The sequence below is a fragment of the Microbacterium wangyouchuni genome (assembly GCF_051546305.1).
In the GTDB taxonomy this organism is placed as follows: domain Bacteria; phylum Actinomycetota; class Actinomycetes; order Actinomycetales; family Microbacteriaceae; genus Microbacterium.
In genome coordinates, this window is record NZ_JBPTMA010000007.1 from 45,115 (window position 1) to 66,363 (window position 21,249).

Below are 21,249 nucleotides of genomic sequence, written 5' to 3' on the forward strand. Positions count from 1 at the left end.
TCACCCTGCCTGGATGCTTATCGCAGCCATCTGAGCGCGTACGACCTGAATCAGCTCGAGATCGATCGGGAATTCCCCGTCCACCTCGCGCGCGTGACGCTGCACTTCGTCTCCGAGCGCGATCGCCAGGCCGACCGTCACCCTTGCTTCGGCGACATGATTGGCGTCGTCCAGACGCGCATACTCCGGATGCGCATCGAGCCACGCGGCGAGCACATCAACAAGTCGGTCGCGGCTCACCCCGCTCCCCCAGGAGACCGTGCTGGTAACGCCCGGTTCACGCACGAACAGCGCGAACCGGCGGCGCGTGAGGTCATCGCCAGCCTGCCCCCGCACCGACGCCATCACGATCAGGCTGGCCGCGACCACAAGATCATGTGCGTGCTGCGTGAGGATGCGATCGGTGAGCGCAGGATCGTACTCCAACGCCGAGCCGAAGATCGCCTGGTCAAGCGAGGAAAAATAGTTGAAGAACGTACTGCGAGAGACCATCGCGGCTTCGCACACGCGGTCGACAGTGACCGCCTGCACCCCTTCTTCATACGCGAGATCCACCGCCGCGCGCTCCATCGAACGCCGGGCGGCACGCATTTTGCGCTCGCGAAGCCCCTCAGCCATGTTCGCTCCTCCGCAACGTCTCTCACCACAATACTCAGTCAAGGTTTGGCTTGTGTGTAAGTTTGGACTTAGTCCATACTTGTCGAGATAGCCACGGCTGAAAGGCACCCCATGCGTCGCCCGATTCATAATCGCCCCGTCCCCACGAGGGCCTTCACGCTCACCCGAACCAGCGGCGCAATCGCCACTGTGATCGGTCTGACGCTGATGTCCGTGCCGCTGGTCGCTCACGCCGAGGAGTCGTCGACACACACCGTTGACGTCACCACGAATATCACCGATGGGATGGATGCCGCATCCCTCGCCGGCGTCGAGATCGCGATCCGCAGCCCCTACGGCGACGATACGGTGATCGCCTCCGGAACCACGGGAGCCGGTGGCACCCTCCAACTCGAGGTGACCGGCGCCGAGTCGAGCTATGTAGTGGATGCCGAGTGGCCGGGCGCCATCGGCGACCTCGAGACGACCTCGACGCGCACCGAGTTCCCGATGAGCAGAGATGCTCCCGTCGAGGTCATGCTGTGGGGCACATTTGGTGCTGTTTCCGGATCCGTCGTCGCGACAGCGGATGGTGAGCCCGTAGCCGACCTCAGTGGAGCCAGCATCCTCATCGCGAGCGCCGGCACGCTCGTACAGCAGGTGCCGATCGCCGCCGACGGCTCGTTCGCATCCGGCGCACTACCCACGAGCGATTCCCCGGACTACAGCGTGCGATTCCTACCGCCGACCGGGTACGACCTCGACCCCACGCAGACCACTGCGAACGAGCCGTTCGCGCTTCCGTCCGCTGAGAGGAGCCCGGCAGTGCTAACGATTGAGCGCAGGTTCGCGATCGTCTCGAACGGTACAGTGCCGACACCGGAGCCGGAACCCACCACGGAACCGACACCGGAACCCACGACCGAGCCGACACCGGAACCCACGACCGAGCCGACACCGGAACCCACCACGGAACCGACCCCGCAACCCACGACCGAGCCGACACCGGAACCCACCACGGAACCGACCCCGCAACCCACCACGGAACCGACCCCGCAACCCACCACGGAACCGACCCCGCAACCCACCACGGAACCGACACCGCAACCCACGACCGAGCCGACCCCCGAGCCCACCGCGGAACCGACTCCCCTGCCCACTTCCACTCCGACACCGACACCGTCCCCGATCACCCCGCCCGCACCGACGCCCGTCCCCCCGATAACGCTGGGCAACACCACGGACCTCGGAGCAGCCATCGGCGGCATCACCAACGCCCAGTTAAGCCAACTCCTATCGGCCGCTCGCAGCGACCAGCCCGTCCCAGTCACCAATGCAGCAGGCCAGTTGCTCGGCCTGGCGTGGACGCCTGCACCTGCATTGCAGCCGGGGCTGTCTGCCATGAGTTCAGCCACGCTGGTGACCGCCCCTGGTATCGCCTTGATTCAGACGCCGGTGGCAGCAATGAGTCTCGAGGCCGCACTAATGGCCGTCCAGTCATCCCGCGCCTCCGCACTCGATGCCGATCTGGCGGCGCAACTCACCGGGGTCCAGGCGCGCAACACTCAGATTGCAATGTTGAACGCCGCGGTATCCGCCGTGTCCGTGTACCTCGCCTCACCTTCCGACACGACTTACGCCGCATCCGTTGACGAAGTGAAGGCCGCCGGCGTCGATCATCCTTTCCTCTCCGCTTCCGCTGAGGACCGCGCGTCGGACGCAGCATCGCTGCTCCAGTCGCTGCGCACCATGATCGATGCGACGGCGAACAGCCAGCAAATGGACATGCTGAGGTTGCAGGCGCTCACCGGCAAGCGCAACGAAGAGTTCGACTTGATGACAAACTTCGTCAAAAAGATGAACGAAGCGCGCTCGAGCATCATCGGCAACATGCGCTCGACGCCGATCGCTCTGGGCACTGTGCACTGGGATAGCGGCACGGTGACCGGCAACTTCGATCTGGCCGCGGTACAAGATGGCGACCACCACCTCATCCTGGATGTTGCCGATGCCGGGGTCACGCTGATCTCAAGTGTCACCGTCCAGCAGAACTCCACCTCACATCCACAACAGCAGGGTTCGCTTGCGGCGACCGGCGTCGAGCCGACCGCAACGCTGCTCACGGGAGCCGGACTCCTCATCGTGGGTCTCGCCGCATTCCTCGGTGCCCCGCTGCTGCGGCGGAGAGTTGCCGCTGACCCCCAGTAGGCGGAAACGCGAACAGCCTCCCCATCAGGTGATGGGGAGGCTGCTTTGCGCGCCACAGGTCAGGCGAGGATGAAGATGACCTCGACCTCGACCGGGCTGTCCAGCGGCAGCACCGAGACGCCGACGGCGGCGCGGGCGTGCATCCCGGCATCGCCGAAGATCTCGCCGAGCACCTCGCTGGCGCCGTTGATCACCGCCGGTTGGTCGGTGAAGGACGGATCGGATGCGACGAAACCGCCCACGCGCAGAACTCCGCCGATCTTGTCCACTCCGCCAACAGCTGCGGCAGCGGCCGCCAACGCGTTGAGGGCGCACGTGCGGGCGTAGCCCTGGGCATCCTCAGCCGTCACATCTGCGCCGACCTTGCCGGATGCCGGCAGCGTTCCCGAAGCGAACGGCAACTGTCCGGACGTGTAGACGAGGCCCGCGTGCACCACTGCGGGCACGTAGGCTGCAACGGGCGTTGCCACCTCGGGCAACTCGATGCCGAGCTCGCTCAGACGCGCAGCGACGCTCATGCGCCGTCACCCTCGAAGCGGCGAGCGGCCTGCTCTGCGGCGGCGAGACCGGCGGTGTTCGAGTCGTCACCGGCGACCGGGCGCTTGAGGTAGGCGACGAGGCCGCCTTCCGGTCCGGTGATGACCTGCACGAGCTCCCAGCCTTGCTTGCCCCAGTTGTTGAGGATCGCCGCGGTGTTGTGAATCAGCAGCGGGGTGGTCAGATACTCCCACGTGGTCATGGCACTCCTGCACGTCAGAGACGCTCGGCAGAACCGCGCGTCAAAGGTTGTATTCAGGGAAATCCCCTACGATCTAGCGTATGCCTCAGAAGAATCGTACGGCGAAAGGCGTGCTCGGCGGCCTTCTCGGCCTGGTCGGGCTCGCGGCTGTCGCCGGAGTTCTCGTGACCGCGACAGTCACCCCTGCTCTGGCCGTCGCGGGTGCCGCCGGATCGCAAGCACTCGACCTGTTCGACAAGCTGCCGTCGTACCTGAAGCCCGATGCTCCGATGGAGCCGGGCAAGCTGTACGGCACCGGCCTGGACGGGCAGCCGTTCGTAATGGCCACCTTCTACGACCAGAACCGCACCCAGGTCGAATTCGATCAGGTCGCCCCGGTCATGTACGACGCGATCCTCTCCAGCGAGGACAAAGACTTCTACACGCACGGCGGCGTCAACATCGGCGCCACGGCGAAGGCGCTCATCGACAACCTCAACGGCACCTCGTCGCGCGGTGCGTCGACGATCAGCCAGCAGTACGTCAAGAACGTGCTCATCCAACAGTGCGAGCAGGGTGTTCTCCCCGGAGACGGCGAGGAAGCCCAGCAGAAATACGCCGAAGCGATCGAGCAGTGCTGGTGGGATGCCGCGAACGCGGTCGGCAGCGACGGGATCGAGCGCAAGCTGCAGGAGATGCGCTATGCGATCCAGATCGAGAAGGACTACTCGAAGAACGACATCCTGCTCGGCTACCTGAACATCTCCAGCTTCGGCGGAACCGTCTACGGCATCGAAGCCGCCGCGAACCGCTACTTCAGCACCACGGCCGCCAACCTCACACTCGCACAGGCGGCGACTCTGGCTGGCATCGTGCAGAATCCGAACACCTACCGCATCGATAAGCCTGAGGGCTCGTGGACCGACAATGACGGCGTCGCGCATAACTCCGCGGCCGATGGCTACGCGACCGCGTTGGATCGCCGCAACTATGTGCTCGGACGCATGCTCGAACTCGGCAAGATCACCCAGGCCCAGTTCGATGAGGCTGACGCTTCTCCGATCACTCCGGTGCCCTCTGATCCGATTCAGGGCTGTGCGGCTGCGCAGGACAACGCCTACTTCTGCCAGTACGCGAAGACAATGGTGCTCGAGAACCCGATGTTCGGCGACGATGAGGACCCTGCAAAAGCCCAGCAGGCTCGCAGGAAGGCACTGTTCCGCGACGGCCTGGAGATCTACACCTCGCTCGACATGCGCGTGCAGCAGCCGGCGATCGACTCGATGCGCACCTACGTGGGTGCCAATCTTGACAACCAGTATCTGGGTGCTGCCGGAGTGACCGTAGAACCAGGCACCGGCCGCGTTCTTGCCATGACGCAGAACACGCTCTTCCGCGAGACCGACGACGGCGACCAGGCGTACACTTCTCTGGTCTTCGCTTCAGACGAGGATCACGGTGGATCCCGCGGCTTCCCCGTCGGCTCGACCTACAAACTCTTCACGCTGCTCGACTGGCTCGAGAAGGGGCACTCGGTCAACGAGTCCCTCAACGGCAACAACCGCGTGATGCAGATGACCGCCTCATGCGGCCCAGGCTTGGCCCCTTTCAATACCAAGGAGATCGGAAACTTCAACGGCCAGGCCGGCTACACCGGCACGCCGATGACGTTTACCCGGAACTCGCTGAACTCAGGCTTCTTCGCGATGGCATCCAAACTCGACATCTGCGATATCAATGCCGTGGCCGATCGGATGGGCGTCCAACTCGCCAACGGAGACAAGACCACGAAAGAAAACTTGGCCTACGACGTACTCGGGTCGAAGTTCATCTCACCGCTAGACATGGCCGGCGCCTATGCCACTGTCGCCAACAAGGGCGTGTATTGCGAGCCGCGCGCGATCGACCGTGTCGTCCGCCAGGACGGCACCGAGATGGAGGTGCCCGCTTCCTCCTGCAAGCAGGTCATCACGCCTGAAGTTGCCGCCACCGCAGCCTACGCACTCGCCAGTGTGATGAACGGCGGAACCGGCGCGAGGGGCAATCCCGGCGATGGCACCCCGTTGATCGGCAAGACCGGTACGCACCAGGACTATTCGACGATGATGATCGAGTCCAGCACCAAGGCCACCACGGCAGTCTGGGTCGGCCGGTGGAACACTGTTCCTGATCCGGATGATCCGACAAAGGGCATCTTCGCGAGCATCCGGTGGCTGTCCCAGAAGGGCGCGATGACGGACGCCCGCTACTACATCGCTCGCGACATGCAGTACGCCGCCAACCAGCTGCTTGGCGGCGGAGACCGGTTCCCGGCGCCGGACCGTAACCTGAGCCGCGTCGTCCTCACCGACCTGCCCAGTGTCGTCGGTCTGACGATGGAAGACGCCCGACGCACTCTGCAGCAGGCAGGCTTCACCGTGCAGGATGGCGCCCCCATCGACAGCGACATCGCCGAGGGCCTCGTGGCCGCGCAGGATCCGGGTGCCGGCAAGGCTCCCGGTGGCGCGACGGTGACGATCTCCCCGAGCAACGGTCAAGGATCGACGGTACCCGACGTCACCGGCCAGGAGCTCGGCGACGCGATCAACACGTTGAACGCCGCTGGCTTCGGCAACGTCGCACCGCACGGCTCCTGCTCGAAGGAAGACGCTGAAGTGCAGAGCACGAACCCGGCGGCCGGCAGCGCTGCGACCAAGTCGACAACCGTGACGGTCCGTTGCTGACCGCAGCCTCGCGCTCCGCCCATCCTGCCCTCATCGCGCTCGGCGCGGTGGGGGCAGTGGGCGCCGCGTGCGCGGTGTGGGGCATCGGCATCGAACGGTACCTGTTCACGGTGCGCGAGGCATCCGCTCAGGCCTTGCCTGCCGGATCGCGGCCGTTGCGCATTCTGCACATCTCCGATGCGCACATGGCCCCGTGGCAGCGCCGCAAGCAGGATTGGCTCGCCTCTCTGGCAGAGCTCGAACCCGATCTGGTGATCAACACCGGCGACAATCTCGGACACCGCGACGGACTGCAGGGCATCCGTCGCGCCTTCGATGCCTTCGCTGGCGTTCCGGGAGTATTCGTACACGGCTCCAACGACGTACTCGGGCCCACCCCCCGCAACCCGCTGCGCTATTTCTTGGGACCGTCCGAGCGCCACCTTGACCCCGAGATGCTCGATACCGCCGCACTGGATTCCTACCTCATCGAGGAAATCGGCTGGTCCACGCTGAACAATGCGGCCGCCCGCCTGGACGTTGCAGGCCTCACCATCGACCTGTTCGGCGTCAACGACGCACACCGGGACTGGGATGACCTCGATTCGGTGCCGGCCACCATAGAATCGCTCGGCGCCCGGGATGCCAGCATCCCCCTGCTCGGCGTCACACACGCCCCCTACCAGCGTGTGCTCAACCGCTTCACCGACGTCGGCGCTGACGCCATCTTCGGCGGGCACACCCACGGCGGACAGGTCTGTCTTCCCGGTTTCGGAACGCTCGTAGCCAACTGTGACATCCCGCTGAAGCAGGCCAAGGGTCTGAGCACGTGGAACCATGGCGGACGCACCATCCCGCTAAACGTCAGCGCCGGATGCGGGCACTCGATCTATGCGCCGGTTCGCTTCGCGTGCCGACCTGAGGCGACGCTGCTCACGCTCACGGCGATGGACACGCCCGCGTAACCGGGATGCCGCCCCGGATTCGGTGTGCAGCGGTTTTCCCTGTAGACTCAAACGGTTGCAACGGGGTGTGGCGCAGCTTGGTAGCGCGCTTCGTTCGGGACGAAGAGGCCGCAGGTTCAAATCCTGTCACCCCGACCAGTTGCAGGAAGGCCGCCCTCCGGGCGGCCTTCCCCATATCATCTGGAGAGTTATGACCACGCCTCGTCTCGTCGCCTTCGATCTCGATGACACGCTTGCCGCTTCCAAGAGCCCGATCGACCCGCGCATCGCTGCGCAGTTGCGCTCATTGCTCAGCCGCGTCGAGGTGGCCATTATCTCTGGCGGCAACGAGGAGCAGTTCCGCACGCAGGTGATCAACCAGCTCGGAGAAACGGATGCTGCGGCACTCAGCCGCCTGCACCTGCTGCCCACCTGCGGCACGCGCTACCTGCGCCACAACGGCACCGAGTTCGCAACCGTCTACGCCCACGATCTCTCCGATGAGGAGAAGAGCGCTGCCCTGCTCGCGCTGCGTGAAGAGGCCGAGCGACTGGGGCTGTGGGAAGAGAACCCGTGGGGAGATATCCTCGAGGATCGCGGTTCGCAGATCACCTTCTCGGCGCTGGGGCAGAAAGCCCCCGGAGACGCGAAGCACGCGTGGGATCCGACCGGCGAGAAGCGCCTCGCACTGCGAGATGCTGTCGCCGCCCGCGTGCCCGAGTTGGAAGTCCGTGCCGGCGGTTCAACCTCGATCGACATCACCCGCTCGGGCATCGACAAGGCCTACGGCATGACCGCGCTGACCGAGCACACCGCCATCGCGCTCAGCGACATGCTGTTCTACGGCGACCGCCTGGATGAGGGCGGCAACGACTACCCGGTGCTCGCACTCGGCGTGCGCTCGATCGCGGTCGAAGGCTGGCAGGACACCGCCGACAAACTCGACGAGCTGCTTCCTTCGCTGTAGCCGGGATGGGTATGTCACAGAACCTGCGGGTTTGACAGCATCCGACCCTCGGCTTCTGAGACACGACCGCGGCGCGTGTCACAAAAGAGGCGGGTGCGGTAGCCCGACACCCGCCACTTCTGTGACACGAATGATGACCGGAGCTACTTCGCGACCGGGATCAGGCGCTGCAACTGCGTGACGTGACCGGGCTCGAGTTCTGCCAGCGACGAGACTCCGAGCAGACGCATCGTGCGCTCGATCTCCGTGCGCAGGATCGTGATCGTGCGGTCGACACCCTGGCGCCCGCCCGCCATCAGCCCGTACAGGTATGCCCGCCCGATCAGCGTGAAGTCGGCGCCGAGCGCGACGGCTGCCACGACGTCCGCCCCGTTCATGATTCCGGTGTCGATCATCACCGTGAAGTCGTCACCGACGGCCTTTCGCACCTTCGGCAGCAGGTGGAACGGGATAGGAGCGCGGTCCAGCTGGCGTCCGCCGTGGTTCGACAGCACCACACCGTCGACGCCGCTGTCACGCAGCTTGACGGCATCCTCCACGTTCTGCACGCCCTTGATGACGATCTTGCCGGGCCACAGCCCACGGATGACCTCAAGGTCGTCATAGCTGATCGTCGGGTCCATTGCCGCATCCAGCAGCTCGCCGACGGTGCCGCCGGTGGTGCTGAGCGACGCGAACTCGAGCTTCGGGGTCGTGAGGAAATCGAACCACCACCACGGACGCGGAATCGCATTGATGATCGTGCCGAGCGTGAGCTGCGGGGGGATGCTGAAACCATTGCGCTTGTCGCGGAGCCGGGCGCCAGCCACCGGTGTGTCCACCGTGAACTGCAGAGTATCGAAGCCGGCGGCAGCCGCGCGGCGGGTGAGCTCGTATGAGATCTCGCGATCGCGCATTACGTACAGCTGGAACCAGTTACGCCCGGGAACCGGCCCCTGAGGCTCTGCGAGGGTCGCCGCCTTCACGCCTTCGATCGAGGTCGTACCCAGCGTGGACAGGGTGAACGGGATGCCCGCGGCCGCAGCAGCGCCGGCACCCGCGATCTCTCCCTCGGTCTGCATGAGGCGCGTGAATCCGGTCGGCGCGATGCCGAACGGTAGCGCGCTCGGTCCGCCGAGAATCTCGACGGAGGTGTCGACGTCGGGCGCGGGCTTCAGGACTCCGGGGTGGAATTCCACATCCTCAAACGCCTGCCGTGCGCGCGTCAGCGAGATCTCGCCCTCGGCCGAGCCATCGGTGTAGTCGAATGCAGCCTTGGGCGTGCGACGCTTGGCGATCGTGCGCAGATCGTTGATCGTGAGCGCTGCGTCCAACCGACGCTTCTTACCGTCGAGCTCGGGCTTTTTGAACTTCATCAGATCGAGGATCTCGACCGGGTTCGGGAACTGGCGCTTGACCATGCTGGTCCTTTCAGTGGATGTCGGTCGACGTCGCGCGGCTGAGCCCCGCGGTCGTGTAATAGCCGGTGATGTGGTCGTGGATCAGGGTGCGCGCAGCATCCGATTCACCAGAATCGATCGCCGCGACGATCGCGCGATGCTCGTCACGCAGGCGTTGAACCATCGCTTCCCAGTCACGGATGCCCTCGGCCCCGGCCTGCACGTACGATTCGATGGAGGTGCGAAGTCCCGCCATCATGGCGGCGATCACGGTGTTTCCGGATGCTTCGGCCAGAGCCAAATGCAGCTGCCCATCGAGGGCGAGGAACTCGGCTGGGCTGAGGCCGTCGGCATCCATCACGTCGAGCAGGTGATGCGCGTCGGCGAGGTCACGCTCGGAGTCGGCGGCGAGGGATGCTGTGACCGCATCCTCGAGAACCAGACGTGTCTTCACGACATCGGCCAGTGCGAAGCCCTGTGCGGCCACCTGAAGGCGCAGCAGCGCCGACATGCCCCCACCGGGTGTGGCGATGACGATCGCGCCGGACTGGGGCCCGGAGCCGGTCGCGGTGCGGATCAGCCCCATAACTTCGAGGACGCGCAGTGCTTCACGGACACTCGAGCGGCCGACGCCGAGGTCGGCGGACAGATCGCGTTCAGACGGCAGTCGATCGCCGGGTCCGAGACGCCCCTCGAGGAGGTCGCGCTCGATGTGCTCGAGCACGATGCGCCAGGCGCGTTGCGTGGTTGGCGCTGCCATGGTGCTCCCTAGTGCGTCGAGTGCGCTCGTGCGCGCTGAAGTGTGCGCTGAAGTGTGGTCTGACCACAGGTTAGCGCGTGTGGTCTGACCACGCAAAGCGCCCCCGGTTCGCACGGTGCCGCATCCAGTCGCTTCGTCCCGGTCGTTGCTTCCGGTCGCCGCATCCGGCCGCCGCATCCGGCCGCCGCATCCGGCCGCCGCATCCTCAATCCCCGCTCCGGTCGCACTTGGTGTCGCTATGACGCGCGTTTAGCGACACCAAGTGCGACCGGAGCAGGTGAAAACGGTCGACAGTGGTCGGGTCGGAGCGGGAGCGGGAGCGGGGCGGAGCTCAGCCCAGGCGTCCGCCGGACTCTTCGAGGTAGCAGTTTCCGCACAGTGATTCGTAGGTGACGACATCGGCGGGTGCTCCCCCACCGGTGCCCTCATCGATCGCCACCTGGTCCCCGTCGAACACGAAGCTTCCGCTGACCACTCGTCCGTTGAACACGGCCTTGCGACCGCAACGGCAGATCGTCTTCAACTCTTCCAGCGAGTGCGCGATCGCGAGCAGTCGCGCGGAGCCAGGAAAAGCGTGGGTCAGAAAATCGTTGCGGATGCCGTAGGCGATGACGGGGATGCCGTCATCCACGGCGATGCGGAACAGGTCATCCACCTGCGCCGCACTGAGGAACTGCGCCTCGTCCACCAGCAGGCAGGCCACATCGATCGGGTCGGCAGGGATCAGCCCCTCGGCATTTCGCTGCTGCATCCGCTCTCGTTCTGCGTGGAACAGCGCGCGAGCGTCACCGTCCGACGGAATCAGAAAGTCGACCTCGCGGGTCATGCCCAGTCGGCTCTCGACCTGATTCGCACCCTTGGTGTCGATCTCGGGCTTGGCGAGCAGCACGTGCTGACCGCGTTCCTCATAGTTGTACGCGGCCTGCAGCAGCGAGGTCGACTTGCCGGAGTTCATCGCCCCGTAGCGGAAGTAGAGCTTCGCCACGGCGCGGTGCTACTTCCAGATGTTGAGCGTGGCGGCGGTCGAGGCGACGGATTCTTCCGCCGCAGCGGCGTCGTCGTTCAGCTTCTGGCCGTACGTCGGAATGAGCTCGCGCAGCGCAGGCTCCCACCCGGTGTACTGCTCGGGGAAGCAGTTCTGCAACAGCTGGAGCATGATCGGCACGGCTGTGGATGCTCCGGGCGATGCACCAAGGAGTCCTGCGATCGAGCCGTCCGCGGCCGAAACGACTTCGGTGCCGAACTGCAGCACGCCGCCCTTCTTGGCATCCTTCTTCATGACCTGCGCACGCTGACCGGCCTCGATGAGAGTCCAGTCCTCGTCTTTCGCCGTGGGCATGAAGACACGCAGGCTGTCGACCTTCTTGCGGTGCGTCTTGGTCAGTTCGCCGAGGAGGTACGTGATCAGATCGGGATTCGCGAACGCAACACGGAGCATCGGCCACAGGTTGTGCGTGCGCACCTGGGTGACGATGTCGAGCATCGAGCCGTTCTTGAGGAACTTCGGGCTGAACGTCGCGAACGGACCGAACAGCAGCGACGCTTCGCCGTCGACGACACGGGTGTCCAGGTGCGGCACCGACATCGGCGGCGCGCCGACGGATGCCTGCGAGTACACCTTCGCCTTGTGCTTCGCGACGATATCCGGATTCGAGGTCTTGAGGAACTGTCCACCGATCGGGAAGACGCCGTAGCCCTTGATCTCGGGGATGCCGGAGCGCTGCAGCATCTTGAGCGCCCAACCGCCAGCGCCGACGAACACGAACTTCGCGTTCACCTGCCCGGGGGTGCGGCCGAGGCTGTTGCGGAACTTGACGTTCCAGGTCCCGTCCTTCTGCTTCTTAAGCTTTTGGACCTCGTGGTTGGTGCGCAGTTCCACGCCGTTGGCCTTGAGATGGCCGAAAAGCTGGTGGGTGAGTGCGCCGAAATCAACGTCAGTGCCGGCGGGCACACGCGTAGCGGCAAAGGGTTCGCCCTTGCGGCGCTGCTGCATCAGCAGCGGCGCCCACTTGTTGATCACACGAGAGTCTTCGCTGTACTCGATGCCATCGAACAGCGGTTGCTTCTTGAGCACCTCGTAGCGGTCCCTGAGGTAGGCGACGTCCTTCTCACCCTGCACGAATGTCATGTGCGGGGTGGCGTTGATGAAGGTCGAGGGCTCGTCGAGCACACCGCGCTTGACCAGCGACGACCAGAACTGCCTGCTCTGCTGGAACTGCTCGTTGATCGAGACAGCCTTGGCCGGGTCGAGCGGACCATCGGTTCGGGGCATGTAGTTCAACTCACACAGGGCGGCATGGCCGGTGCCCGCGTTGTTCCACGGGTTGGAGCTTTCCTGGGCCACATCCGACAGTCGCTCGTAGGCGACGATCTTCCAGTCCGGCTGCAGTTCGTGCAGCAGGGCGCCCAGGGTGGCGCTCATGATGCCACCACCGATGAGTACAACGTCGACGGATTCAGTCACCCGTCCATCCTAGTTCGCCGGCCGTACACCCAGAACCACCGACGAGCGTCCGGCATCCGGCATCCGGCCTCCGGCATCCGACCTCCCGGCGGCACAGATGTCAGCCGAAAAGTACGGATGTCAGCCGAGACACGTTGGAACGGCCGACATCTGTGGATACCGACCGACAGGTGTACCCCGCGCAACAGCGTCAGCCGCCCGCGCAGCGCAAGCAGCGCGCGTTACGCGGCGACGGTGAGGCGAGCTGCGACGATCTCGGCGATCTGCACAGCGTTGAGGGCTGCGCCCTTGCGGAGGTTGTCGTTACTCACGAACAGCACGAGGCCCTTGTTCTCCGGCGCGGACTGGTCGGCGCGGATGCGACCGACGAAGCTCGGGTCCTTGCCTGCCGCATGCAGCGGTGTCGGAACCTCTTCCAGCGCGACACCCGGAGCCTCGGCAAGGACCTCGCGTGCACGCTCGGGCGTGATGTCGTCGGCGAACTCCGCGTGGATCGACAGCGAGTGTCCGGTGAAGACAGGAACACGCACACAGGTGCCAGCGACCCGCAGTCCCGGCAGCCCGAGGATCTTGCGGCTCTCGTTGCGCAGTTTCTTCTCTTCGTCGGTTTCGTTCAGTCCGTCTTCGACGACAGATCCGGCCAGCGGGATGACGTCGAAAGCGATGGGAGCCACGTAGTTGTTCGGCGCCGGGAACTCGACGGCCGATCCGTCGTGCACGAGGCGCAGGGTGTCACCCTGCGCAAGGACGCTCTCGACCTGTCCGAGCAGCTCCTGCGCACCAGCAAGGCCAGAGCCGGAAACGGCCTGGTAAGTGGAGACGATGAGGCGCTCGAGGCCTGCTGCTTCTGCCAGCGGCTTCAGCACCGGCATGATCGCCATGGTGGTGCAGTTCGGGTTGGCGATGATGCCGCGCGGACGCTCATCGATCGCGTGCGGGTTGACCTCGCTGACCACGAGCGGAACCTCGGGGTCATTGCGCCACGCGCTGGAGTTGTCGATGACGACCGCTCCTGCCGCTGCGAATCGGTCGGCGTAGGCACGGCTGGCCGTGGCTCCTGCCGAGAAGAGCGCGATGTCGATGCCCGAAGCATCCGCTGTCTCGACGTCCTCGACGACAACGTCGACGCCGGCGTACGCAATGGTCTTGCCCGCCGAGCGAACCGAGGAGAACAGCCGCAACTCCCGAATTGGGAACGCCCGCTCGCTGAGAATCTCGCGAATCACGGTGCCCACCTGGCCGGTGGCGCCGACGATGGCAACGGAGTGTCCTGAGTCAGAGATGCGGGTCATGAGAGTTTCCTTGGCGTCATGCAATACAGCGAACGAGACGCAAGGCACGGCGTCGGGATGCGGATGCCGCGCCTGGCGCCGATGTCAGGGTTCTCGCGAGTCTACCCTTCGACAGGCTCAGGGGTCGACAGGCTCAGGGACCAACAGGCTCAGGGACCGACAGCGTCAGCGGCCGGTGCCAGCATGAACGACGGCTTCCACCTGGCCGTCGAGACCGTAGGCGGTGTGCACGATGCGAGCCGCGTCCGCCAGATCGGTGTCACGCAGCACGACCGAGATGCGAATCTCGGAGGTCGAGATCATCTCGATGTTGATGCCGGCGACCGACAGGGCTTCGAACAGAGTCGCCGATACACCGGAGTGCACGCGCATTCCGGCCCCGACGACCGAGAGCTTGCCGATCTGGTCGTCGTGGATGAGGCTGTCGAAACCGACTTCGGACTGCTCAGCGGCCAGCGCCTTCAGTGCGGTCGAGGCGTCACCCTTCGGCAGGGTGAACGAGATGTCGGCGCGGCCGGTCGCCGCCGCCGACACGTTCTGCACGATCATGTCGACGTTTGCACCAGACTTCGCGACGATCTTGAAGATCTCGGCGGCTTTTCCGGGAACATCCGGGACGCCGACGACGGTGATCTTCGCCTGCCCCATGTCGGTGGCCACACCTGCGACGATCGGTTCTTCCATGACTTCTCCCTCAGCTTCGCGGGGGTTCTTCATACCCTCGCCCAGAACGTATGTGCCTTCGCTCGACGAGAACGTCGAGCGGGCGTGGATGAGCACACCGTGGCGGCGTGCGAACTCGACAGCGCGGATGTAGAGCACCTTCGCGCCGTTGGCTGCCAGCTCCAGCATCTCCTCGCTCGAGACGTGGTCGAGCTTCTGCGCCTGCGGGATGACGCGCGGGTCAGCGGTGTAGATGCCGTCGACGTCGCTGTAGATCTCGCAGACGTCGGCATTCAGTGCCGCGGCCAGTGCGACGGCGGTCGTGTCCGATCCCCCGCGCCCGAGCGTGGTGATGTCGCGGGTGTCGCGGTTGAAGCCCTGGAATCCGGCGACGATCACGATCGCGCCCTCATCGAGCGCTTCACGCAGGCGCACCGGGGTGACATCGACGATGCGCGCCGAACCGTGGTGGTCGTCGGTGATCATGCCGGCCTGGCTGCCGGTGAATGATCGAGCCTCGAAGCCCATCGAGTGGATCGCCATGGCCAGCAGCGCCATCGAGATCCGCTCGCCGCTGGAAAGCAACATGTCGAGTTCACGCGGCGCGGGGATCGGCGCCACCTGGTCGGCGAGTTCGAGCAGTTCGTCGGTGGTGTCGCCCATGGCGCTTACCGCCACGACGACGTCGTGCCCGGCGCGTCTGGTGTCGACGATGCGCTTGGCTACGCGTTTGATGCTTTCGGCATTCGCGACGGACGAGCCGCCATACTTCTGCACAATGAGGGCCACGTTCACTCCCAGGGATTTCGGGCAGTTCCGCCCACGGGCCATTGTACTTTCGCTGCGTATGCTGCCAAATGCATGTGACGCCGCTTCAGAGCAGACCCAGCGAATCTGACCGATGCCCAGGTGTGAAGCAGGTGCCCCGCCAGCAGCAGAAGCGGGAAGGCAGGCCAGACGAATTCGGCTGAGACGAACAGCATCCCGAGCCAGAGGATGCTGAGCATGCCCAGCCACCAGCCCGCGAAACGGGTGCGCGCGAAGGCGCGCCCGTCGAATCGCAGCTCTGAGGATCGGGTTCAGGGCGTCTGCGGCGGCGCGAGTACGCGCTCGCGGGGACGCAGGCGCCCACCTGTTCCAGCGAACCAGCATCCGATGATGATGAGCGGGAAGCCGATCAGCAGCCCCGGGGTCAGCGGTTCGGAGAGAACGATCGCTCCCAGGATGATCGCGACGACCGGGTTGACGTAGGTGAACAGCGGTGCGCGCACCGGGCCGACTTCGCGGATGAGTGCGAAGAACACCAGGAATGCCACCGCCGTGCACACGATTGCCAGGATCACCAGCGATGCCGTGGCGGCGATGGTGGGCACCTGATGCTGCGTAGCCAGCGCGATCGGCAGGTAGAAGATGCCGTTGGCGATCAGTGCCAGCGTAATGACGCCGATCGATGGCACATCTCCCAGCTTCTTCGCCACGATGAATGGGGCGATTGCATACAGCACCGCCACCAGCAGCACCTCACCAGCGGCGAGCAGATTGCCGTGCGCGAGTGCGGGGCCCGCGACCACGACTGTGACGCCGGCGAATCCGATGATGAGACCGATCGCGCGCGCGGGGCGGAGTACGCCGCGATCGCCTCCGCCGAGTGCGATGAGTGCGGCGAACAGCGGAACGGTGGCGACCAGGAGTCCGGTGAGACCGGACGGCAGGCTCATCTCCGCATGGCCGAGCAGCACGAAGGGCCCGGCGATCTCGACGGCGGCGAAGGCCAGCACCCACGGCCATTTACGCAGCGCCGGCTTCAACGCACCGCTGCGCAGAGCGAACGGCAGCAGCACGAGAGCGCCGATGATCGCGCGGCCGGCGACGATCGCCGGCGGAGAGTAAGACTCGACGGCGATGCTGATGAATAGGTAGGGGATGCCCCACAGGAATCCCATGGCGCCGAACAGCAGCCAGCCCTTTCGGGTGAAGCCGCCGTGAGCGTTCATCGCATCGTCCGAAGGCTGCCGCGCTGACTGCTGTTCACAACGTGCGACGTCCTTCGAACGCGCGGCCGAGAGTGACCTCGTCTGCGTATTCGAGGTCACCGCCGACAGGCAGACCGGATGCCAGACGCGAGACCGTGATCTGCATCGTGGTGAGCAATCGGCTGAGGTAGCTGGCGGTTGCTTCGCCCTCGAGGTTGGGGTTCGTGGCGAGGATGACCTCTTGCACGGTGCCATCGGCGAGGCGCGTCATCAACTGTGTGATGCGCAGGTCGTCGGGGCCGACGCCCGCGATCGGACTGATCGCACCGCCCAGTACGTGGTACAGCCCGCGGAACTCACGGGTGCGTTCGATCGCCGACACATCCTTGGCGTCTTCGACAACGCAGATCAACGCGGGGTTGCGGCGCGGATCACGGCAGATCGTGCAGCGATCCTGCTCGGAGACGTTTCCGCAGACCTCGCAGAAGCGCACGCGCGCACGTACCTCGGAGAGCAGCTCAGACAGCCGCGCCACGTCGAATGACGGCGTCTGCAGAATATGGAAGGTGATGCGCTGCGCGGATTTCGGACCGATGCCGGGCAGCCGACCGAACTCGTCGATCAGTTCCTGAACGATGCCGTCGTACATCAGGCGAACCTCGTCGGGGGCTCATAGGGCTCTTCGCGCACAAAAGTGGCGTCGAGGACCTGTCGAATGACGGCCTCGCCGTAGCGTTGCACTCCCCCGTTGCCCGGCGTGCGGGTCGTGATGGTGGGCGCGGCGCGCTGCGGGGCGGGTGCGGCGTCCGGTGCCGCGGCCTGCGGGGCGGGTGCGGCAGGTTTCGCAGCGGAAGCCTGATACGAACTCGGCGGCTCGTACGGTGGCTCGTCATCGGGGTACGGAGCGTCATCGTCGCCGGGCAGCGGCGGCTCGTCACGATCCGGCACACCATCACGCGGAGGCAGCGGCGCGGATGCTTCCACCTCAGCGGGCTCTTCATCGACCGGGAACTGCTGCGGTACCGCCACGGGGTCCGCACTGGGGATCGCGGCAACCGCCCACTCAGTCACGGGCGTCGATGGCGCTGCCTTCTGCGGTGCGGACTGCTGCGCCTGCTTTGGAGCCGTATGCACAGGTGCGGGCGCAGCCGCGTGCGCCGACGTCGTCGGAGGCAGCGGCGCGGGGCGGTACTTCACCCGCACGCCGAGCTCCTGTTCGATCGCCGTGCGCAGGTGATCGGATGCCCCGTCACCGGGTTTCGTGCCCTTGAACTGGGCGACGTCCTGCTGGTTGACAAAGCCGACCGTCAGCACATCGGAGTCGGAATCAAAATCGAGCGGCTGTACCGTCGTGACCAGCAGCCACGACATCCGGCTGAGGCCCTCGAGTCGGGTGAGGATGGCTGGCCACGCCGCGCGGATACGAGCGAAGTCGACCGGGCCGGATGCCGCGGGCGCGGACTCCGGGGCCGACTGTGCGACCGGAGCAGCGGCTGGTTCAGCTGGCGTGGGCGCAGGGGCAGCGTCCGGGCGCGAAGGTGCGGGTGCGGGCGCAGCTTTCGGAGTCGGCGATGCGGCGTCCGGGGTTACCGGCGCGGGTGCAGCTTTCGGAATGGCGGGCGCAGCGTCCGGGGTCGGCTGTTCGGGTGCAGCTTTCGGAATGGCGGGCGCGACCGGAGCAGCCGCAGGCACAGCCGCAGGCACAGCCGCGACCGGAGCAGCGGCGGCAGCGGGCACAGCCGCAGCCACAGCGGGCGCAGCATCCACCGCCGAACCTGTACCGACGGCGCTGAGCACGCGGGCGATCATAAGCTCCAGGTGCAGGCGGGGAGACGTGGCGCCGGCCATGTCATCCAGTGCCGCACTGACGACATCGGCCGTCCGGGAAAGCCGCGCAGTGCCATAGGCCGCAGCCTGCGCGCGCATGCGCGCCAGCTCGTCTTCGGCGAGCCCGCGCAGCACTGCCGAGGCGCCGTCGCCGACCGCGGCGATCACGATCAGATCTCGCAGCCGCTCGAGCAGGTCATCGACGAACCGGCGCGGATCCTGTCCGGTCTGCACGACCCGGTCGATACCGGTGAAGGCTCCGGCGGCATCTCCCGATGCGAGCGCGTCGACGATCTCATCGAGAAGCGCACCATGCGTGTAGCCCAGCAGCGAGACCGCGCGTTCATAGGCGACCGAGTCGCCGTCAGAACCGGCGATCAGCTGGTCAAGCAGCGACAGCGTGTCACGAGGCGAGCCGCCGCCGGCGCGCACGACCAGCGGCAGTACGCCCTGCGCGACCTGCACGCCCTCTTCGACGCAAAGCTTTTCGACGTAGTCGAGCATTGCGGCCGGTGGAACCAGACGGAACGGGTAGTGGTGCGTGCGTGAGCGGATGGTGCCGAGAACCTTGTCGGGTTCGGTCGTCGCGAAGATGAACTTCACGTGCGCCGGCGGCTCCTCGACGAGCTTCAGCAGCGCGTTGAACCCCTGTGGGGTCACCATGTGCGCCTCATCGAGGATGAAGATCTTGAACCGATCGCGGCTGGGGGCGAAAGTCGCCCGCTCCCGAAGGTCGCGCGCATCATCGACACCGTTATGGCTGGCCGCGTCAATCTCGACGACGTCCAGCGATCCGCCGCCAGCACGGGACAGTTCGACACAGCTCGGGCAGGTGCCGCACGGGGTGTCCGTGGGGCCCTCTGCACAGTTCAGACAGCGCGCGAGAATTCGAGCTGACGTGGTCTTTCCGCATCCGCGGGGACCGGAGAAAAGATACGCGTGCCCGACCCGGTCGCTACGTAGCGCCGTCATCAGCGGGTCAGTCACCTGGGACTGCCCGATCATCTCGCCGAAGTTCTCAGGCCGGTATCGGCGGTACAGGGCTGTGGTCACCTCAACAGCCTACGGCGTACCGCTGACATCCGGATCTGTCCTGTGCAGTCAGCCCGCTGTGGTTACCGACACCACGCCGGTCTCCGTGTCGTAGGTGGTGATCTCCCAGACCGTACGCCCGCCTTCGCTCTTCTGCGTCAGCCCGATCAACCGCGGACCCGGATAGACCTCACCAGAAAGCTGTGCGGCCTCGTAGGCACTCATCTCGACGCCGGCGAGTTCTGCCTCTGTCAGCACGACGTGGCGCTCGTCGACCAGCGTCAATGTGCTGGCATCGATGAGAGCTTCTCTCGCCCGATCGGGTTCTGCAATCGATTCGCCGAAAATATCGCGACCGGGGTCGGGGTTGCGCACGCGCCACATCCATCGCCTGTTGACATACTCCAGCTGCAGCCCCACGATGGGCCAGCCGGCCGCGTGGGATTCGCCGGGGACTCCTTCCAGCCAATCCGATGGCCAGGCGACAGACACTGGGATCGCGCCGGGATAATCTGCGCCGATCGTGTTCGGTGGCTCCGGAAACGGCGGAGCACAGGCAGTGAGACCCAGCAACGCAGCAAGAAGCACTGCGCAGCCCCGCAGGCGCATTCGTCGTGGGTTAACTGCCATCTCGATCAGGGCAGTGCGTCGAAAACGCCGCCGACGAACTCGGCCGCAGAGCCTGCGGCATCCGCCAACTCCCCCACCGAGCGCACCAGCTGGAGCACTCCGCCCACGAGTTCGATCACGGCGAGAACCTCGAATGCTGCCTCGGCGATGTCGCCGATGTCTCCGAGATCGCCGGTCGAGCGCAACTCGCCGGCGTGCTCCCCCAGCGCAGCCAGCCACGACTTCTCCATGCCGAACAGCACCGCGTAGGGCAGCATCCGTTCGTTCAGCAGAAACCGTTCCAGACCTTCATGCCGCGCTGCGGCTGACACATCCGCACTCGGCAGAGCGCCCTGCACCGACTGCAGAAACCGCAGCGGCTCTTTCTCCGCGAGATCGATGTACTCCCGCATCCCGGCCAGGTGCGCACGCAGCGGCTCAGCCTCGCGAGTGAACCGTCGCCATGGTCGGGGGATGACGAAGAACACGGCGAGGACCACCAGAAAGCCCACCAGCGCAGCGCTGAATGCGAGCCAGTCCGTCCCGGTGTCCGAAGACATCGTTCCGAGCATCCAGATAAGGGAGCACAGCACCCCTGCCGCAGCGAAGATCCGCAGCAGCACAACCGGCCAGGTGCATCGGCCTTGCGCGATCAGCCCGGCGCTGACGCCGCGGTGCTCTTCGGTATCCAACACCGCACGCACCCGACGGCCGAGCAACCGGGAGTCCGAGCTGAACCGGCGCACTCGCTCTGACGCGCTCTCCCTGCCGAACAGCGCCTCCAGCACCGCGACTTCGGATGCTGTGAAGGACGCACCTTCAACCGTCTCCACCGAGATCGCAGCGCGCTTGCCGTCTTCTGCGGCCGGGCGCAACAGGCGCACTTTCCGCCTGATTGCAAGGTCGACCAGAGCCGCGGCCATCGCTCTGCGGTCCTGATTCAGCAGCAGTGCGTCGCGGATGACCGTCCCCTCAGTTTCCGGCGCGAAGCGCGGCCCAGGAGATTTCGGCAGCCGATGCGACTGCACCCGAGCCACGATGGCGAGTGCAAGCAGAATCAGCACAGGCACGACGATGATCACGATGGTGATGAGGAGAAGGACGGGGCTCACCG

18 protein-coding genes and 1 tRNA gene are annotated in these 21,249 nt (G+C 65.6%); 5 read left to right on the forward strand and 14 right to left on the reverse strand.

Features of this window, described 5'->3' with window-relative positions; genetic code table 11:
- On the reverse strand, positions 1-618 hold the full coding sequence (locus tag ACSS7Z_RS14065) for a TetR/AcrR family transcriptional regulator (protein ID WP_438255498.1): 618 nt from the start codon (positions 616-618) through the stop codon (positions 1-3).
- 111 nt (positions 619-729) lie between these two features.
- Here ACSS7Z_RS14065 and ACSS7Z_RS14070 point away from each other — a divergent pair, with 111 nt between their 5' ends.
- On the forward strand, positions 730-2,805 hold the full coding sequence (locus ACSS7Z_RS14070) for a hypothetical protein (RefSeq protein ID WP_438255499.1): 2,076 nt from the start codon (positions 730-732) through the stop codon (positions 2,803-2,805).
- Positions 2,806-2,864: 59 nt separating this feature from the next.
- On the opposite strand, the gene ACSS7Z_RS14075 is transcribed toward ACSS7Z_RS14070, so the two are convergent.
- Both ACSS7Z_RS14075 and sp36 read right to left on the reverse strand, forming a co-directional pair.
- Positions 2,865-3,323: a RidA family protein gene (locus tag ACSS7Z_RS14075; RefSeq protein ID WP_438255500.1), complete on the reverse strand. Its 459-nt coding sequence runs from the start codon at positions 3,321-3,323 to the stop codon at positions 2,865-2,867.
- Positions 3,320-3,544, reverse strand: a complete 225-nt coding sequence (gene sp36 / locus ACSS7Z_RS14080) for a Sp36 family protein (RefSeq protein WP_438255501.1) — start codon at positions 3,542-3,544, stop codon at positions 3,320-3,322. Before sp36 ends, ACSS7Z_RS14075 begins: the two co-directional genes overlap by 4 nt.
- 80 nt (positions 3,545-3,624) lie before the next feature.
- On the opposite strand from sp36, the gene ACSS7Z_RS14085 reads away from it, so the two are divergent.
- The 4 genes from ACSS7Z_RS14085 (at position 3,625) to ACSS7Z_RS14100 (ending at position 8,136) form a co-directional block, all read left to right on the forward strand.
- Complete coding sequence (locus ACSS7Z_RS14085) at positions 3,625-6,246, forward strand: transglycosylase domain-containing protein (protein ID WP_438255502.1); 2,622 nt, start codon at positions 3,625-3,627, stop codon at positions 6,244-6,246.
- The gene (locus ACSS7Z_RS14090; RefSeq protein ID WP_438255530.1) at positions 6,243-7,190 is read left to right on the forward strand and encodes a metallophosphoesterase; all 948 of its coding nucleotides are present in this window, start codon (positions 6,243-6,245) and stop codon (positions 7,188-7,190) included. The genes ACSS7Z_RS14085 and ACSS7Z_RS14090 overlap by 4 nt, the downstream gene beginning before the upstream one ends.
- A 61-nt stretch (positions 7,191-7,251) precedes the next feature.
- Positions 7,252-7,328 (forward strand) — tRNA-Pro (locus tag ACSS7Z_RS14095).
- 52 nt (positions 7,329-7,380) lie between these two features.
- Positions 7,381-8,136: an HAD-IIB family hydrolase gene (locus tag ACSS7Z_RS14100; protein ID WP_438255503.1), complete on the forward strand. Its 756-nt coding sequence runs from the start codon at positions 7,381-7,383 to the stop codon at positions 8,134-8,136.
- A gap of 143 nt (positions 8,137-8,279) precedes the next feature.
- On the opposite strand, the gene ACSS7Z_RS14105 is transcribed toward ACSS7Z_RS14100, so the two are convergent.
- The 11 genes from ACSS7Z_RS14105 to ACSS7Z_RS14155 form a co-directional block, all read right to left on the reverse strand.
- Complete coding sequence (locus ACSS7Z_RS14105; protein ID WP_438255504.1) at positions 8,280-9,536, reverse strand: alpha-hydroxy acid oxidase; 1,257 nt, start codon at positions 9,534-9,536, stop codon at positions 8,280-8,282.
- A 10-nt stretch (positions 9,537-9,546) separates the two neighbouring features.
- Positions 9,547-10,275: a FadR/GntR family transcriptional regulator gene (locus tag ACSS7Z_RS14110; RefSeq protein ID WP_438255505.1), complete on the reverse strand. Its 729-nt coding sequence runs from the start codon at positions 10,273-10,275 to the stop codon at positions 9,547-9,549.
- 331 nt (positions 10,276-10,606) lie between these two features.
- On the reverse strand, positions 10,607-11,260 hold the full coding sequence (locus tag ACSS7Z_RS14115; protein WP_438255506.1) for a thymidine kinase: 654 nt from the start codon (positions 11,258-11,260) through the stop codon (positions 10,607-10,609).
- Between the two features lie 9 nt (positions 11,261-11,269).
- Positions 11,270-12,739 (reverse strand): malate:quinone oxidoreductase, encoded by a 1,470-nt coding sequence (locus tag ACSS7Z_RS14120; protein WP_438255507.1) that lies wholly within the window; start codon positions 12,737-12,739, stop codon positions 11,270-11,272.
- A gap of 221 nt (positions 12,740-12,960) precedes the next feature.
- The gene (locus ACSS7Z_RS14125) at positions 12,961-14,031 is read right to left on the reverse strand and encodes an aspartate-semialdehyde dehydrogenase (RefSeq protein WP_438255508.1); all 1,071 of its coding nucleotides are present in this window, start codon (positions 14,029-14,031) and stop codon (positions 12,961-12,963) included.
- 165 nt (positions 14,032-14,196) lie between these two features.
- Positions 14,197-15,483, reverse strand: coding sequence for an aspartate kinase (locus ACSS7Z_RS14130; RefSeq protein ID WP_438255509.1), 1,287 nt, complete (start codon positions 15,481-15,483; stop codon positions 14,197-14,199).
- A 290-nt stretch (positions 15,484-15,773) separates the two neighbouring features.
- The gene (locus ACSS7Z_RS14135; RefSeq protein ID WP_438255510.1) at positions 15,774-16,688 is read right to left on the reverse strand and encodes a DMT family transporter; all 915 of its coding nucleotides are present in this window, start codon (positions 16,686-16,688) and stop codon (positions 15,774-15,776) included.
- A 34-nt stretch (positions 16,689-16,722) separates the two neighbouring features.
- Positions 16,723-17,316, reverse strand: coding sequence for a recombination mediator RecR (gene recR / locus ACSS7Z_RS14140; protein WP_438255511.1), 594 nt, complete (start codon positions 17,314-17,316; stop codon positions 16,723-16,725).
- Positions 17,316-19,547: a DNA polymerase III subunit gamma and tau gene (locus tag ACSS7Z_RS14145; RefSeq protein WP_438255512.1), complete on the reverse strand. Its 2,232-nt coding sequence runs from the start codon at positions 19,545-19,547 to the stop codon at positions 17,316-17,318. Before ACSS7Z_RS14145 ends, recR begins: the two co-directional genes overlap by 1 nt.
- 48 nt (positions 19,548-19,595) lie before the next feature.
- Positions 19,596-20,114 carry a hypothetical protein gene (locus ACSS7Z_RS14150; RefSeq protein WP_438255513.1) on the reverse strand — a complete coding sequence of 173 codons (519 nt, stop codon included), beginning with the start codon at positions 20,112-20,114 and terminating at the stop codon, positions 19,596-19,598.
- 47 nt (positions 20,115-20,161) lie between these two features.
- Positions 20,162-21,247, reverse strand: coding sequence for a DUF2207 family protein (locus tag ACSS7Z_RS14155; protein WP_438255514.1), 1,086 nt, complete (start codon positions 21,245-21,247; stop codon positions 20,162-20,164).
- Between the last annotated feature and the right edge of the window lie 2 nt (positions 21,248-21,249).

Bases quoted from the DNA above. Each gene is read 5' to 3' on its own strand.
- ACSS7Z_RS14065 (WP_438255498.1), bottom strand. From the start codon at position 618: ATGGCTGAGGGGCTTCGCGAGCGCAAAATGCGTGCCGCCCGGCGTTCG.
- ACSS7Z_RS14070 (WP_438255499.1), top strand. From the start codon at position 730: ATGCGTCGCCCGATTCATAATCGCCCCGTCCCCACGAGGGCCTTCACG.
- ACSS7Z_RS14075 (WP_438255500.1), bottom strand. From the start codon at position 3,323: ATGAGCGTCGCTGCGCGTCTGAGCGAGCTCGGCATCGAGTTGCCCGAG.
- sp36 (WP_438255501.1), bottom strand. From the start codon at position 3,544: ATGACCACGTGGGAGTATCTGACCACCCCGCTGCTGATTCACAACACC.
- ACSS7Z_RS14085 (WP_438255502.1), top strand. From the start codon at position 3,625: ATGCCTCAGAAGAATCGTACGGCGAAAGGCGTGCTCGGCGGCCTTCTC.
- ACSS7Z_RS14100 (WP_438255503.1), top strand. From the start codon at position 7,381: ATGACCACGCCTCGTCTCGTCGCCTTCGATCTCGATGACACGCTTGCC.
- ACSS7Z_RS14105 (WP_438255504.1), bottom strand. From the start codon at position 9,536: ATGGTCAAGCGCCAGTTCCCGAACCCGGTCGAGATCCTCGATCTGATG.
- ACSS7Z_RS14110 (WP_438255505.1), bottom strand. From the start codon at position 10,275: ATGGCAGCGCCAACCACGCAACGCGCCTGGCGCATCGTGCTCGAGCAC.
- ACSS7Z_RS14125 (WP_438255508.1), bottom strand. From the start codon at position 14,031: ATGACCCGCATCTCTGACTCAGGACACTCCGTTGCCATCGTCGGCGCC.
- ACSS7Z_RS14135 (WP_438255510.1), bottom strand. From the start codon at position 16,688: ATGAACGCTCACGGCGGCTTCACCCGAAAGGGCTGGCTGCTGTTCGGC.
- recR (WP_438255511.1), bottom strand. From the start codon at position 17,316: ATGTACGACGGCATCGTTCAGGAACTGATCGACGAGTTCGGTCGGCTG.